Raw genomic sequence first — 13,867 nt, 5'->3', positions numbered from 1 at the left:
GCGCTACGCCTTACTTGGAAATGTCGGCCAGCTTCACGCCCCACAGGCGCGGCTTGGCAACAGGCCAGGAACGATAACCCTCGACACGCTTGCCCATGGCGCCGATGGCGGTGCCGTTGTAGACGACCACCATGGGTACATCCTTGAGCATCAGCGTGTGCAATTGGTCGAACAGCGGCCGACGCTTGGCGGGGTCCACTTCGCGCTGGGCCTCACGCAGAATCGCCAGGGCCTCGGGGTTGTCCCAGACTTTGCGCGGTTCCTTGTCCTTGTCGCCGATCACCGACTCGTAGCTTTGCGCGGCGTCGAAACGCCCCGAATAAGAGAACGCCATCATCTGGTAGCTGCCGGTCTGGTAGCGCTCCAGCTGGGTGCCCCACTCCAGGGTTTCCATCTCGATGTTCACGCCGGCCGCTTGGGTCATGGCTTGGCTGAGCAGGCCCAGGTCAAACATCTGCGGGTAGCGCTTGTTGACCAGCATGCGGATTTTTTCGCCGCGGTAACCAGCCTCTTTCAACAGGCGCCGGGCCTCGTCGAGGTTATAGGTGTAACCCTGGTGCGCAGTGGCGTCGTAGTAAGGGCTGGCGGTGGGGATCACCGAGTTGTTGACCACCGACAAACCATCGGACAACGCTGCGACCATCTGCGCGTAATCCAGGGACAACGCCACCGCACGGCGGATGCGCACGTCCTTGAGCAGCGGGTCGCGGGTCTGGAACAGCAGGCCGCTGATGGTCATGATCGGGCTGACTTGCACTTGCAGGTTCTTCACCTGCTTGAGTTGCGCAGCGTCCATCGCCGTGACATCCGGCAGCAGGTCCACGCCACCCGACAGCAACGCGGCCTTGGCTGAGGCCGAATCCGGGATCACTTCAAAGCGCACCTTGTCGACAAAAGCCTGCTTGTTGCCGGTGTAGCCGTCCGCCGTGGCCTCGGCCCGTGGGCTGTAGTCCTTGAACCGGTCAAGTTCGACGTACTGGCCTTTCTGCCATTTGCCCAGGGTGAACGGCCCAGTGCCAATCGGTGCGCGCCAACTGCCATCGGCGGCCAGGGAGTCCGGGTGCAGGATGCCGCTGCCGGCACAATCCGGGCGGGCCATGGCGGCGAGGAACAAACCGTTGGCCTGGTCCAGGGTGAACACCACGGTGTTTGCGTCGGGGACGGCGACATCGACGATCTTGGCCGCACCACGCCCGTCGAACTCCGCCAGGCAACGCCACTGGGTCTTGGGGTCGAGGTAACGCTGCCAGGTCCATTGCACGTCCTTGGCGGTCAGCACCTGGCCATTCTGGAAGTGCACGCCATCGCGCAGGGTAAAGGTGTAGCGCAGGCCATCCGCCGACACGTCGACCGCACTGGCGAGCATCGGCGCGATGCTGGTGTCTTCGCGGTACGCCACCAGGCCTTCGACGATGTGCATCATCACCGCGTCGGTATTGTCGTCGCGGTTGACGCCCGGGTCGGTGCTGCGGATATCACCATTGAGGCCAACGCTGATGACCTTGTCCTGGGCGACGGCCATGGAAAATGTGCACGCCGAGAGCGCGACGGCCAGTGCCGTCTTTACGTAGTTGTTCACGGGAGAAAGACTCCTTGAAGAAATGTTCCGGTCGTTGGCGTGGGCCAAGGCAGGACCGGCATCAGAATGAGTGAATCCTTGGTTATTGTTATACGGTCTGTTCTGAGTGCAGCGTGCAGCGGTGAATCAGCCCAGGCTGCGCTTGTGGCGCAACACCTTGGCGAAAAAGTCCTGGGCCGCCGGCATGGCCTTGATGCCCTGGTGCGCGACGTTGGGCAACAGGTCGAACTGCACCTGTACGCCGGCGGCTTCGAAGCTGGCCTGCAAACTGGCCAGGCGTTCCGGGCGCGTACGCCCCGCCGTGTTGGCCCCGGCCATGTAGTGCTTGCCACCTTCGCGGTGGGTGATTTCCCAGGTTTCCAGGTCGGCGTCGCCCACCACCATGTGCACTGGCAACTGCTGCAAGGCCTTGAGGTTCAGGGGCTTGCCAAAGCGTACGGCGAAATCGCGCACGCCGACCCACCAGTCCTGATCGGCATCGAGCAAGGTCACCGAGCCCGGCGCGCCGATGGAGGCGGCCCAGAGTTTTTCCGGGTGCAGGTAGCAGAAGCGATGGGTGAATTGCCCACCACCGGAATAACCGAACAGCGCGAACGTATCGAAGCGCCGGCCGTAACGCTCGCCGACGTTGGCGATCATGTCGAGCAGGATCTGGTCGTAGCGGATATCGCCTTCGACCATCTGCTTGTAGCCATCGCCATTGCCATCCCCCAGCACACCAACCGGGAACAGCGGCGACAGGATCACACAATCGTTCCAGCGGCCAAACTCCGCGAAGCCATTGCGGTAGATCTCCATGGCGCGAGTCGAGCCGTGCAGCGACACCACCAGGTCGATGGGCCGGGTGGCGTCTTCGATGGTTTCGGGTACGTAGAGGGTGTAGGCAAAACGGCTGTCCTGGGCGTGGGAATACACCGTGGTCGCGCCGAGGTGGTAGACGTTCTTGGCAGCGCGCAGGGCTGCGTCTTCAGGGCTGGTATCTGCATTGCTCATGGGGTTCATTCGCCGAGTCAGTTCGGATTTGAGTATTGGCCGGGCGCTATAAAAAGAAAAACTAATTAAACTTTAGCCTGAGTAAACAAAACCTTTACCATTCAGTCTGACGGCTCGCTTGACGACCTATTGTTATTCACTATGATTAATTTTCAATCGACCAATTATCAGGAGTCACCCCATCATGGCAACCACCGCAAAAACCAGATCGGTCACGGCTCATGTGCCTGAGCAATTGGCGCAAAAAGTCGATTTGATGGCGGAGCGCCTGGAGCGCTCGAAAAACTGGATCGTCAAACAGGCTTTGTCCGCGTGGATCGACCAGGAAGAAGAGCGCAGTCGCCTAACGCACGAAGCCTTGGCTGACGTTGATGCGGGCCGTGTGATTGATCATCAAGCTGTCCAGGCCTGGGCGGATAGCCTCAGCACTGATACTCCGCTGCCGGTACCGCGCTGATGGAGTTGAAGTGGACAAGCAAGGCGCTTTCCGACATTGCCCGCTTATACGAGTTTCTGGCAGTGGTAAATCAGCCCGCCGCCGCGCGAACCGTGCAGCAACTCACGTCAGCGCCGACGACGCTGCTGGTCAACCCGCGAATTGGCGAACGCTTGGAAGAGTTCGAGCCAAGGGATGTGCGGCGAATCCAGATTGGCCACTATGAGATGCGTTACGAAATAGTGGACTCTACTGTCTATCTACTGCGCCTGTGGCATAGCCGAGAAGATCGCTAGCGTCGTCTTTTTCCCGATTTCTGTAGGCTCCCCATGAGCAGCATTCGCTTCTTCAAGACCTTTATCGCCGTCGCCGAGTACGGCAGCTTTGCCGCTGCCGCCGACCGCGTAGCCCTCACCAATGCCGCCGTTGGCCAGCAAATGCGCGCCCTTGAAGAGGAAATGCGCCGCCCGCTGTTCGACCGCAGCCAGCGCCAGATCAAGCTCAGCCGCGACGGCGTGTTGTTGCTGCCCAAGGCCAAGCGCCTGCTGGCGGACTACGAGCAGATGATCGCCGAAGCGCCCGATGGCGAGGCCATGGAGGGTGAGGTGTCGATTGGCGGGATTACCTCGGGCATGGGCCTGCTTGCCAACTGCCTGGTGCAACTGAAAAAGCTCCACCCGCGCATCTCGGTCAACCTGATGACCGCGCGCTCCGACGAAGTGGTCAACCTGGTCCACGCCGCCAAGCTCGACGCCGCCTTGCTGATCGAGACGGCGCGGCAAAACTTCGACGGCCTGAGCTGGACCCTGCTCTACAACGAACCCATCGTGATGCTCGCGAATGCCACGCAGACCGCCGGGATCAACGATGCCGTGGAGTTGCTGCGCACCCAGCCGTTCATTCGCTATGACCGCTCCACCGCCGTGGGCCGCAAGGTGCAGTCGATCATCAAGAGTGAGTCGGTGGAGCCGCTGGAGATCCTGGAGCTGAACTCGATCATCGGCATCGCCGATCTGGTACGCCAGCAAGTCGGGGTGGCAATCGTGCCGTTGCTGAAGAACTTTGACTGGCACAAAGACCCCAGCCTGCGCGTCCTGCCGCTGCCGGGCGACTTGGCGGTACGGCGGGTGGGGATTCTGGAGCAAGGCACCAAAAGTGCGATTACCGGGGAGATTCGCAAGCTGCTGATGGCCGCCGTGGCGAAGTGAAGCGTGGCGTCAGGCCGTGGTGCTGACCAGCGTGCCCGAGGTGTCGCCGCCCTCAGCGGTGACCGCCTGCAACAATGCCGCCGTCGCGGTCTGCAATGCCGCTGAGGTAGCGCTCACCTGGGATTGCGCCGCCGCCACTGCCGCGACCTTGGCGTCTTCGCTCTGTTTGCTGGACTGGGCTTTCTGCACCGCTTGCTGTTGTTCTTGCAGTTGCTTTTGCAGTTCTTCGATCTGTTTTTTCAGGGCCTTGACGGTATCGGACTCTTCCGAGGTCGAGGTGGTTGCCGCGCCTGCACCTGCGCCTGCGCCGCCTGCCTTGTTGCTATCCGTGCTGGCGCTGGTGCTGCTGGAGGCTTCGCTGGTGGTGGTGTCCGTCGCCGTGGTGTCAGTGCTGCTGGCACTGCTGACCGCGGGTGTGGTTGCTGCGCTGGGGGTACTGGCGATAGTGACGTTCATGGCAAGTTCTCGATAGCAATTGGCGAACTTTATACGCCGCGTAGCCATCATTACGCCAGCTTCGCCGGGGTAAACTTGGTATCAAAAAAGCTATAATATGCCGCGCTCGGTTACACACCCCAAGGAAGAAACAACAGATGAGCAAGACCGCTTACTGGCTACGTCTTGTGGCCTCGCTCCCGGTATATGTCCTGTCCATCATGATGTGGATTCAAACCCCAAGGACGATTGCCGACGCCGTACACCTGTGGCGCCGGGGCTATTTGACGTCCTACGAGCATGGCCTGGCGATCGGCCACGTCATCGGCGGCGTGCTGGTGGCGGCGGTGGCCTACGGCATCTGGCGCCTGGCGCGCTACCTGCGCACGGGCTACTTCAAGAAGCAGCCCAAACCTGCGCCCACACCGTGGCCGTGATCAAGGTGCTTTGGTTGAGGGCTTGGAGGTAATGGCGCCGAAGCAGCGCATCTCCATCTGCTTGCCGTATTTTTCAATAACCGCCATGCGGGCTTCCTTGGTGCTTTCGATCGGGTAGTCCTGGACCTGACGCATAAACACAGTGCGTATGCTTTTTTCCATATCAGTGGTGCCGCTCCCCTGCCAAGGCGGCTCGGTGTTTTCCTGCCGCGCCCACATGGCGGCAATGCCATCAGCCTCCCACGTGCGGCAGTACTGGCGCTCCTGCACGGTCATGATGATCTTGTCGCCCTCGCTGTACCACGCCCAGGCACCGGAACTCGCGAACACGGCGCTCAGCGCCAAGGCATGGGTAAAAAACCTGCGCAGCATAGTGTGATCCCTCACGGCTTGACGACCGAGGCACTTTGCCCCGTCTCGATGTCACGAATGTCATAGCTCCACTGGTTCAACGACGAAAAACCATACAGCCCATACGTACGCCCCGGGGCCAGCTCCACGGTCAGCGGAACCAGTGCCGTGTTCGTCTGCGCGGTGATGAACTTGCGCACCTGCAGGGTATGGACGCCAGCCCCCACGCGGTATTCGCTCTGGCGGCTCAGCCAGTACAGGGTCTGCTCCCCGTCGATCTTGACGATCGTCAGCGACTTATCGAACTGCTGGATCGTCACGACTTGCTCGGCGGGTTTGCCTTTCGCACTGTCGTGTTCGTAATGGATACAACCGGTCAGGGCCAGGCTCGCCGCGAACAGCGCGCCAATCTTTTGCAAGTTTGCCAGCATCGTCTCATTCCCTTGAAAAAGGGCATGATCCTAGTGGCATTCCTACAAGGGATCAACGCAGGCTTACTGCCACCCTCCCCCCATGACCTTGTACAACGTCACCCGATTGCTCTGTTCGGCCAGGCGCAAGGTGATCAGGTCCTGTTCGGCGCTGTACAGCGAGCGCTGCGAATCCAGGGCCTCAAGATAGCTTTGCGACCCGGCGCGATAGAGTGCATCGGACAGCTCGAAACTTTTCTGGCTGGCATCGGTAAACGCCTGCTGCGCGGCCAGGCGCTGGTCAAGGGTGCTGCGCACTGCCAGCGCATCGGCGACTTCCTTGAACGCGGTTTGCAGGGTTTGTTGATAGGTCTGCACCTGGATCTCCTTCTCGACCTTGGCCGCATCCAGCGTGGCGCGGTTACTGCCGGCATCGAAAATCGGCAGGCTGATGCTCGGCGCAAACGTCCACGCGCCACTGCCAGCCTTGAACAGCCCGGACAAGGCCGAACTGGCAGAACCGGCGTTGGCCGTCAGGCTGATGGTGGGAAAGAACGCCGCCCGCGCCGCGCCAATGTCGATATTCGCCGATTGCAGGCTGTGTTCCGCCGCCAGCACATCCGGCCGTCGCTGCAACAGGCTCGACGGCAATTCACCCGGCACTTGCACCAAGGCAGCGGCAGACTCCAGGTGCGTGCCCGGCAGCAGCGCGTCGGGGATGTCGCTGCCGACCAACAGGCGCAACGCGTTGCGGTCTTGCAGGATCTGGCTCTGATACTCCGCCACGTCGCCGCGCGCCGACTCGACGGTGGTTTGCGCCTGGGCTACCGCCAGCGCGGCGGAACCGCCGAGGGCGTGGCTGCGCTGGGTCAGCTCATAGGTGGCCTGCTGGCTGGCCAAGGTGTCCTGGGCCAGTTGCAAGCGCTCGTTGTCGGCGGCCAGGGTCAACCAGGCCGTCGCCACTTCGGCCACCAGGCTGATCTGTGTGCTGCGCCGGGTTTCGGTCAGCGCCAGGTAGGCTTGCAGGGCTTCATCCTGCAGGTTCTGCACGCGGCCGAACACGTCCACTTCATAACTGCTCAACCCCAGTTGCGCGCTGTAGTCGTGGCTGGTCGACGCCGCGCCGCTGCTCGACAACGAGCCCGGCGTGCGGCTGTGGGTGCCGCTCACGCCCGCATCAATGCTCGGCAACGCCGCCGCACGCTGGATGCGGTATTGGGCCTGGGCCTTTTCGATATTCAGGCTGGCCAGGCGCAGGTCGCGGTTGTTGGCCAGGGCCAGGGTCTGCAATTGGGCCAGGCGGCTGTCGGTAAAGAACTGCTGCCATTGGATATCCGCCGCGACATCACCTTTGACGCCGGCTTGCCACTGCACGGGGATGGGGGCTTCGGGCCGCTCATACTGCGGCGCCAGATTGACGCAACCACTCAGCGCCAGGACGGCCAGCAAGGGCCAGTGAAACTTGATCATGCGTCACCTGTAGGGGCAGATGGAGTCGACACGCGACCGAAACGGCGGCGGATCATCACGAAGAACAGCGGGACAAAAAAGATCCCCAGCAGCGTGGCGCTGAACATGCCGCCCAGCACGCCCGTGCCGATGGCCTGCCGCCCGGCAGAACCTGCGCCGCTGCTCAGGGCCAGGGGGAGCACGCCGAACATAAACGCCAGGGAGGTCATCAGGATCGGCCGCAGGCGTTGGCGCACGGCGATCAAGGTCGCCTCGCGCAGGCTTGCGCCCTGCTCTTGCAGGTGCTTGGCAAACTCGACGATCAGGATCGCGTTCTTCGCCGCCAGGCCCACGGTGGTCAACAGCCCGACCTGGAAGTACACGTCATTGCTCAGGCCGCTGACTTTGGTCGCCAGCACCGCGCCAACCACCCCCAGCGGCACCACCAGGATCACCGAAAACGGCACCGACCAACTCTCGTACAACGCCGCCAGGCAGAGGAATACAAACAGCACCGAGACCGCATACAGCAACGGCGCCTGCGAACCGGACAGGCGCAGCTGGTAAGACTGCCCCGTCCACTCATAACCAATGCCCACGGGCAGTTGCTTGACGATGGCTTCCACCGCGTCCATCGCCGTGCCGGAACTCACGCCAGGCGCCGGGTCACCCACCACTTCCAGGGACGCGCTGCCGTTGTAGCGTTCCAACAGCGGCGAGCCGTAGCTCCACGCACTGCCGGCGAAGGACGAAAACGGCACCATCTCACCCAGGCTGTTGCGCACGAACCAATGGCTCAGGTCGGCTGCCTGCATGCGCGATTCGGCGGCGCCCTGCACGTACACCTTCTTCACCCGGCCCTGGTTGAGGAAGTCATTCACGTAGCTGCCGCCCAACGCCGTGGACAAGGTGGTGTTGATATCGCTGGTGCTCAGGCTCAAGGCCCCGGCCTTGCGGTCGTCGATCGTCACCTTGAGCTGCGGCGTATCGTCCAGGCCGTTGGCGCGCACGCCGAGCAAGCGCGGGTCTTGCTTGGCCAGCTCGATAAATTGTTCACGGGCCGCGACCAACGCATCGTGACCGAGGCCGCCGAGGTCCTTGAGCTGCAAATCGAACCCCGAACTCTGGCCAAGGCCACGCACTGCCGGCGGTTGCATGACGAACACGTCGGCATCCCCGATGCTTTGCAACGCCAGCGTCGCCCGCTGGGCAATCGAGGCCGCATCCTGGCCGCGGGCCGTACGCTCGCTCCAGTCCTTGAGGCGGATAAACGCACGCGCGGTGTTCTGGCTGTTGCCGCCAATGCCCAGGCCGGTGATGCTGATCATCGCGTCGACTTCCGGCTGCTTGAGCATGTAGTCCTCGAACTGCGTCATCACCGCCTGGGTGCGGCTGTCGGTGGCGCCCACCGGCAATCGGAGCTGCGCCATCAGGGTGCCCTGGTCTTCATCCGGCAGAAACGAGGTGGGCAGGCTCGCGTACCCCGCTGCCATCGCCGCCGCCACCAGCCCATAAATCAACAGGCTACCGCGCCCGCGTTGCAACACGCCGTCGACCAGGCGTTCATAGGCAAGGGAACTGCGCTCGAAGCTGCGGTTGAACCAGCCAAAGAAACCACGCTGGGCGCCATGGCCCTGGGCGTCCGTGGGCTTGAGCAAGGTGGCGCACAGCGCGGGCGTGAGGGTCATCGCCACCAACACCGAAAGAACCATGGCCGAGACAATGGTCACGGAAAACTGCCGGTAGATAATCCCCGTCGAGCCGCCAAAAAACGCCATGGGGATAAACACCGCGCTCAGCACCAGCGCGATGCCTACCAGGGCGCTGGTGATCTCCGCCATCGACTTGCGCGTGGCCTCCAGGGGCGGCAGCCCTTCTTCGCTCATCACCCGCTCGACGTTCTCCACCACCACAATCGCATCGTCCACCAACAAACCGATGGCCAAGACCATGGCGAACATGGTCAGGGTGTTGATCGAATAGCCAAACAGGGCCAGCACGCCAAAGGTGCCAAGCAGTACCACCGGCACGGTAATCGCCGGGATCAGCGTGGCGCGAAAGTTCTGCAGGAACAGGAACATGATCAGCACCACCAGCACGATGGCCTCGCCGAGGGACTTGACCACTTCCTCGATGGACAGGCTCACGAACGGCGTGGTGTCGTAGGCAATCACGTTTTTCAGCTGCATTTCGCTGGGGTAGAACGGCTCCAGTTCCGCCAGCTTGGCCTTGACCGCTTCGCCCACGCTCAGCGCATTCGCACCCGCCGCCAGTTGCACGCCCATGGCTGCTGCCGGCTTGCCGTTGAGCGCCGAGTTGATGTCATAGCTCTCGCTGCCCAGCTCTACCGTGGCCACGTCGCCCAGCAGCACCAGCGCACCGTCGCTGCCGGACTTGACCACCACATTGCGAAATTCTTCGGCGGTTTGCAGTTTGCTGCGCGCGGTAATGGTGGCGTTGAGTTGCTGGCCTTTCACTGCCGGTAACGCGCCAAGCTGGCCGGCCGAGACTTCGGTATTTTGTGCTTCAAGGGCGCTGCTCACGTCAGACGGCATCAGTGCGTATTTTTCCAGCAGCTCCGGATCCAGCCAGATGCGCATGGCGTAGCCCGAGCCGAGGGTTTGCACCTCGCCCACGCCGTCGAGGCGGCTGATGGAGTCGAGCAAGGTGCTGGAGACGTAATCACCGATCTGCGTGCCGGTGACACTGGGATTGTCCGAGGTCAGCGCGGCGATCATCAGGAAGTCCGAACCGCCCTTGGTCACCGTCAAGCCTTCGCTTTGCACCGACTGCGGCAAACGCGACTCGGCCTGTTGCAGCTTGTTCTGCACCTGCATTTGCGCCACGTCCGGGTCGGTGCCGGCGCCAAAGGTCAGGTTGATGCTGGCGCTGCCCGCCGAGCTGCTGGAGGACGACATGTAGGTCAGGTTGTCGAGGCCGGTGAGCGCCTGCTCGATGACTTGGGTCACCGAGTCTTCGACGGTCTTGGCCGACGCACCGGTGTAGGTCGCGGAGATACGCACCGTCGGCGGCGCGATGTCGGGGTATTGCTCCAGCGGCAACTGGCTGATGGACAGCGCACCGCCGAGCATGATCACGATGGCAATGACCCAGGCAAAAATCGGGCGATCAATAAAAAAACGCGCCATGCTCAACCCTCCTGCGCCAGTGCGCCGGCGACGGCGGCCTTGGTCTGCACCACGGCGCCGACGCGAACTTTTTGCCCGCCTTCGACGATCACCTGATCACCGGCCTGCAACCCGGCCGTCACCCACCATTGGTTGCCCACGGTACGGTCGACCGTCAGCAGGCGTTGCTCGACCTTGCCATCCACCACCAGCAACACCGAGGTCACGCCGCTGGCGCTGCGGCTCACGGCCCGTTGCGGGATGAGGATCGCCTGTTGGTCACGGGCCTGCTCCAGCACACCGCGCACGTACATGCCCGGCAGCAGCAAGTGCTCGGGGTTTTCGAACACCGCACGCAAGGTCACGGTGCCGGTGCTCTGGTTGACGCTGACGCCGCTGAAGGTCAGGCGGCCTTCATGGTTGTAGGTGCTGCCGTCATCCAGTTTGAGGCTGATGCGCGCTTCACCGTCGGCGTTGGCCTGCAATACGCCGCTGGCCAGGTCGCGCTTGAGGCCGAGCAGTTCGGTGGTGGACTGCACGACATCGACGTACAGCGGGTCGAGTTGCTGCACGGTGGTCAGGGCCGTGTCCTGGTTGGCCACGACCAGTGCGCCGGGGGTCACGGTGGAGGTTTCGATGCGCCCGCTCACCGGTGAGCTGATGCGCGTGTAGCCGAGGTTGATGCGCGCGGTGGCCACGTCGGCTTCGGCCACTTGTACGTCGGCAGTAGCGGTCAGCAGCGTGGCCTGCGAGTCTTCGTGGGTTTGCTGGCTGATGGCGTCGATCTTCACCAACTGCGCATTGCGTGTGGCGGTGGTTTGCGCCGACTTGAGGCTGGCGCGCGCCTTGCTCAGGGTGGCTTCGGCCTGGGCCAGCGCCGCCTTGTAGGGCGCCGCATCCAGCTGGTACAGCGCTTGCCCGGCCTTGACCTCGGCGCCTTCGACGAACAGGCGCTGCTGCACGATGCCGCCGACCTGCGGGCGGATCTCGGCGACCATAAAGGCCTGGGTGCGCCCGGCCAGTTCCGTGGTCAGCACCTGGGCTTTCGGTTGTACGGTAAGCACCGTGACCTCTGGCGCGACAGCCTGCGGCGCCGGGTCGCCGGCCGAACAGCCGCCGAGCACGGCAAGAATAATCAGGGAAAGGACAACGGCGGCGGTTACCAGGTATTTGGCGAAGAATTTGGTCGACATATCTGCCTCTGCAAGACGGGATGGCGCAAGCGTTACCCTTATGCTGCGAGGCAAATGTGCAGGAAAATTGAAGATTGCCCGCCCGGGTTGAATCTTTCGCGCCTGGGGGCCTAAATGGGCGGGTGTCTTTTTGATGACGGCCCTGTGTGCATGAAGCTGAGTATCTCCACCAAGTTATTTATTGCAGTGCTGGCCGGTGTGCTGCTGGTCATCCTCAGCATGGGCGTGGCCACCAGTTGGAGTTTTGGCCGGGGCTTTCTCGGCTATATCAACGAGCAGGCGCTGGAACGCATGGCCCCGGTGGTGCCGCGCCTGGCGGCCGCCTACGAACGCGAGGGCAGTTGGGAGTTCTTTCGCAACCAGCCAGACCGCTGGTTTGAGGTGATGCGCCCCGAGCCGGGTGTAAAGCAGGCGATTCGTGATTTGAAGACGCCGCAGATTTCCGACCTGACCGGCGCCCTGTTCCGCATCGCCCTGCTGGATAAAGACAAAAAACGCGTGACCGGCTACCCTGCCATCGGCGACGACGCCCTGGCCCTGCCGATTGTGGTGGCCGGTGAAACCGTCGGCTGGCTTGCCGTGACGCCGTTCCAGAGCGTGACCGAAGCCGGCGGCGAGCGTTTCCAGCAATACCAGTTTCGGACCAGCCTGGCGATGGGCGTGTTCTCGCTGTTGATGGCGATGCTGATTGCCTGGTGGATCGCCCGCACGTTGCTGGAGCCGGTCAAGCGCGTGGCCGCCGCCACCCACCGCCTGGCCAGCGGCGACTACAGCAGCCGCGTGGCCGTTGCATCCTTTGATGAAGTCGGCCAGTTGGCTCGCGACTTTAACCAGTTGGCCTACACCCTGGAGCGCAACGAACAGATGCGCCGTGAGTTCATGGCCGATGTCTCCCACGAGCTACGCACGCCGCTGTCGGTGCTGCGGGGCGAGCTGGAGGCGATTGAAGACGGCGTGCGCAGCCTGGACCAGAACGCGATGAAATCGCTGCAAGGCGAAGTCAGCATGCTGAGCAAGTTGGTGGATGACCTGTATGAGCTGTCGCTGGCGGACGTCGGCGCCCTGACCTATCGCAAGGCGCCGTGCGGGCTGAATGGGTTGTTGGAACACAGCGTGGCCATGTTCCAGGAGCGCCTCAATGCGCGGCGGTTACGCGTGGAGTTGGAGCTGCCGAGCCAGCCGCTGGAGTTGGTCGCGGACGCTGATCGCTTGCAGCAGTTGTTCTCCAACCTGCTGGAGAACGCCGTGCGCTATACCGACCCGGGCGGCGTGGTGCGGATCAGCGCCGTCGTGGAGCGGGACGAGGTGCGCATCGAATTCATGGACTCCGGCCCCGGCGTCTCAGCCAGTCAGCTGCCGCGTCTGCTCGAGCGCTTCTACCGGGGCGAATCCTCACGCAACCGTGAAAGCGGCGGCGCCGGGTTGGGGTTGGCGATCTGTCGCAGCATCGCCCTCGCCCACGGCGGCAGCCTCAGCGCCGATCACTCGCCCCTGGGCGGCCTGTGGCTGACCCTGCGCCTGCCCCGCAGCGTATAAGCCATGGACATTCTGATCGTCGAAGACGAACCCAAACTCGCCGCCCTGATGCAGGACTACCTGAACGCTGCCGGCTACACCACGCAGTGCCTGGACAACGGCCTGCAAGTGGTGCCCGCCGTGCGCGCCCACGCGCCGAAACTGATCCTGCTCGACCTGATGCTGCCCGGCCGCGACGGCATCCAGCTGTGCCAGGACCTGCGGGGGTTCAGCGCCGTGCCGATCATCATGATCACCGCCCGCGTGGAAGAAGTGGACCGCCTGCTCGGCCTGGAACTGGGGGCCGACGACTACATCTGCAAGCCCTTCAGCCCACGGGAAGTGGTGGCCAGGGTCAAGGCGATCCTGCGCCGTGGCCCGCAATTGTTGACCGGCGCCGCACCACGGCTGGTGATCGACGAAGCGCAATACCAGGCAACCCTCGACGGCGTGGCGCTGGACCTGACGCCACTGGAACTGCGCTTGCTCAATACCTTCGCCCGTGCGCCGGGGCGGGTGTTCTCCCGCGACCAGTTGCTGGACAAGCTCTACTCCGACCACCGCGTGGTGACCGACCGCACGGTGGACAGCCATATCCGCAACCTGCGGCGCAAGCTGGAGCAGGTGTGCCCGGGGGAAACGCCGATTGAGTCGTTGTATGGCGTGGGGTATCGCTTTCAACTCTAAGACCAATGCGGAACGACGGTAGGAATGAGCTTGTGTGGGAGCGGGC

14 protein-coding genes are annotated in these 13,867 nt (G+C 62.9%); 6 read left to right on the top strand and 8 right to left on the bottom strand.

The features are described from left to right. Window positions 1-10 precede the first annotated feature (10 nt). Together DBR46_RS01010 and DBR46_RS01005 are read right to left on the bottom strand one after the other, a co-directional pair. On the bottom strand, window positions 11-1,579 hold the full coding sequence (locus DBR46_RS01010; RefSeq protein WP_124524629.1) for an ABC transporter substrate-binding protein: 1,569 nt from the start codon (window positions 1,577-1,579) through the stop codon (window positions 11-13). Window positions 1,580-1,705: 126 nt separating this feature from the next. Continuing rightward, entirely contained in the window at window positions 1,706-2,572 is an 867-nt protein-coding gene (locus DBR46_RS01005) for an alpha/beta hydrolase (protein ID WP_124524628.1), read from the bottom strand. Window positions 2,573-2,756: 184 nt separating this feature from the next. On the opposite strand from DBR46_RS01005, the gene DBR46_RS01000 reads away from it, so the two are divergent. The 3 genes from DBR46_RS01000 to DBR46_RS00990 are packed head-to-tail and all read left to right on the top strand — an operon-like array spanning window position 2,757 to window position 4,216. Further along, window positions 2,757-3,029: a CopG family ribbon-helix-helix protein gene (locus DBR46_RS01000; protein ID WP_124524627.1), complete on the top strand. Its 273-nt coding sequence runs from the start codon at window positions 2,757-2,759 to the stop codon at window positions 3,027-3,029. Beyond that, window positions 3,029-3,304 (top strand): type II toxin-antitoxin system RelE/ParE family toxin, encoded by a 276-nt coding sequence (locus DBR46_RS00995; RefSeq protein ID WP_124524626.1) that lies wholly within the window; start codon window positions 3,029-3,031, stop codon window positions 3,302-3,304. Before DBR46_RS01000 ends, DBR46_RS00995 begins: the two co-directional genes overlap by 1 nt. A gap of 33 nt (window positions 3,305-3,337) precedes the next feature. After that, complete coding sequence (locus DBR46_RS00990; RefSeq protein ID WP_017734261.1) at window positions 3,338-4,216, top strand: LysR family transcriptional regulator; 879 nt, start codon at window positions 3,338-3,340, stop codon at window positions 4,214-4,216. A gap of 9 nt (window positions 4,217-4,225) precedes the next feature. On the opposite strand, the gene DBR46_RS00985 is transcribed toward DBR46_RS00990, so the two are convergent. Beyond that, complete coding sequence (locus DBR46_RS00985) at window positions 4,226-4,672, bottom strand: hypothetical protein (protein WP_124524625.1); 447 nt, start codon at window positions 4,670-4,672, stop codon at window positions 4,226-4,228. Between the two features lie 137 nt (window positions 4,673-4,809). Here DBR46_RS00985 and DBR46_RS00980 point away from each other — a divergent pair, with 137 nt between their 5' ends. Next, window positions 4,810-5,088, top strand: a complete 279-nt coding sequence (locus tag DBR46_RS00980; RefSeq protein ID WP_124524624.1) for a hypothetical protein — start codon at window positions 4,810-4,812, stop codon at window positions 5,086-5,088. Here the strand turns inward: DBR46_RS00980 and DBR46_RS00975 are convergent, their stop codons facing one another. The 5 genes from DBR46_RS00975 to DBR46_RS00955 all read right to left on the bottom strand — a co-directional run bounded on the left by DBR46_RS00975 (window position 5,089) and on the right by DBR46_RS00955 (window position 11,619). Continuing rightward, a complete protein-coding gene (locus DBR46_RS00975) occupies window positions 5,089-5,460 on the bottom strand; it encodes a hypothetical protein (RefSeq protein ID WP_124524623.1) in 372 nt (123 codons plus the stop codon). An 11-nt stretch (window positions 5,461-5,471) separates the two neighbouring features. Continuing rightward, the gene (locus DBR46_RS00970; protein WP_124524622.1) at window positions 5,472-5,870 is read right to left on the bottom strand and encodes a hypothetical protein; all 399 of its coding nucleotides are present in this window, start codon (window positions 5,868-5,870) and stop codon (window positions 5,472-5,474) included. Between the two features lie 63 nt (window positions 5,871-5,933). Then, window positions 5,934-7,319 (bottom strand): efflux transporter outer membrane subunit, encoded by a 1,386-nt coding sequence (locus DBR46_RS00965; protein WP_124524621.1) that lies wholly within the window; start codon window positions 7,317-7,319, stop codon window positions 5,934-5,936. After that, window positions 7,316-10,447: an efflux RND transporter permease subunit gene (locus DBR46_RS00960; RefSeq protein WP_124524620.1), complete on the bottom strand. Its 3,132-nt coding sequence runs from the start codon at window positions 10,445-10,447 to the stop codon at window positions 7,316-7,318. The genes DBR46_RS00965 and DBR46_RS00960 overlap by 4 nt, the downstream gene beginning before the upstream one ends. A gap of 2 nt (window positions 10,448-10,449) precedes the next feature. Next, entirely contained in the window at window positions 10,450-11,619 is a 1,170-nt protein-coding gene (locus DBR46_RS00955; protein WP_124524619.1) for an efflux RND transporter periplasmic adaptor subunit, read from the bottom strand. 114 nt (window positions 11,620-11,733) lie between these two features. Here DBR46_RS00955 and baeS point away from each other — a divergent pair, with 114 nt between their 5' ends. Both baeS and DBR46_RS00945 read left to right on the top strand, forming a co-directional pair. Continuing rightward, complete coding sequence (gene baeS, locus DBR46_RS00950; protein WP_124524618.1) at window positions 11,734-13,155, top strand: sensor histidine kinase efflux regulator BaeS; 1,422 nt, start codon at window positions 11,734-11,736, stop codon at window positions 13,153-13,155. Between the two features lie 3 nt (window positions 13,156-13,158). Further along, complete coding sequence (locus DBR46_RS00945; protein ID WP_124524617.1) at window positions 13,159-13,821, top strand: response regulator; 663 nt, start codon at window positions 13,159-13,161, stop codon at window positions 13,819-13,821. Window positions 13,822-13,867 lie beyond the last annotated feature (46 nt).

The sequence above is a fragment of the Pseudomonas sp. KBW05 genome (assembly GCF_003852405.1).
GTDB lineage: Bacteria > Pseudomonadota > Gammaproteobacteria > Pseudomonadales > Pseudomonadaceae > Aquipseudomonas.
Note: the sequence above shows the minus strand (reverse complement) of the source record. Positions and strands in the feature narration are given on the sequence as shown.